Origin of the sequence: Psychromonas sp. SR45-3 (assembly GCF_014163575.1) — a bacterium.
In the GTDB taxonomy this organism is placed as follows: domain Bacteria; phylum Pseudomonadota; class Gammaproteobacteria; order Enterobacterales; family Psychromonadaceae; genus Psychromonas; species Psychromonas arctica.
Genome location: NZ_JACJDP010000092.1, coordinates 1 through 775 on the forward strand (window position 1 = coordinate 1; position 775 = coordinate 775).

2 protein-coding genes are annotated in these 775 nt (G+C 37.8%); both read right to left on the reverse strand.

The features are described from left to right. Nucleotides 1-10: 10 nt before the first annotated feature. Complete coding sequence (locus H5084_RS19250; RefSeq protein WP_182692236.1) at nucleotides 11-361, reverse strand: DUF3316 domain-containing protein; 351 nt, start codon at nucleotides 359-361, stop codon at nucleotides 11-13. Between the two features lie 150 nt (nucleotides 362-511). Next, the coding region (locus H5084_RS19255; RefSeq protein ID WP_182692237.1) for a DUF3316 domain-containing protein at nucleotides 512-775 on the reverse strand (264 nt) is incomplete at its 5' end.

A 775-nucleotide genomic window follows, 5' to 3' on the forward strand; every position in this document is an offset into this window, starting at 1 on the left:
ATAAACTAATTTAGTCTTGTGTTTTGATTGTAGTGAAGTGGTAATCCACATCAACCACTGCACGGTAAGCAACTTGATCACGTGTTTGAGCGAACTCTTGGATCGTTACTTTTGATTTATCAATGGTTAAGTCTTGTGCTGGTGAATTGCTGATCACAGTTAGTTCGTGACGTAATTCATTAGCAGGTAATTTTTTTAGACCATCGATGTAATCAAAACCAGCATCATAAGCGGATGCTTTATCTGCGAAGGCATCAGTGGTGAACATTTTGTCTGAATGCACAACTTGTGTCGCTGCAAATGCACTTGAACTTACTAATAATGTCGCTGCGATGGCTGTTAATGTTGTAAATTTTTTCATGAGAATCCCCTTAATTAATCTGTTGTCATCAACACTTATTGTTATAAGTGATGTTTTCTTATAAGTGATGATTTATTCTGTTTGTCGCTAGCGCTCATTGGCTTATTTAGCTAGCAGTAGCGACTTGATTTCTTTAACTCGAACCGTTAATTAGTTAGTTGAGCGTAAAGTCGAAAAGTGGTAATCCACATCAACTACTGCACGGTAAGCGACTTGGTCACGTGTTTGAGCAAACTCTTGGATCGTTACTTTAGTGTTATCAATTTTAATATCGTTTGCAGGTGTGTCGCTGATAACGATTAATTTTTGACGTAACTCATTCGCAGATAATGTGTTAAGTGAATCGATGTAATCGAATCCAGCATCATAAGCCGCTGCTTTATCTGTGAAGGCATCAGTGCTGAATGTTTTGTC

Bases quoted from the DNA above. Each gene is read 5' to 3' on its own strand.
- H5084_RS19250 (WP_182692236.1), bottom strand. From the start codon at position 361: ATGAAAAAATTTACAACATTAACAGCCATCGCAGCGACATTATTAGTA.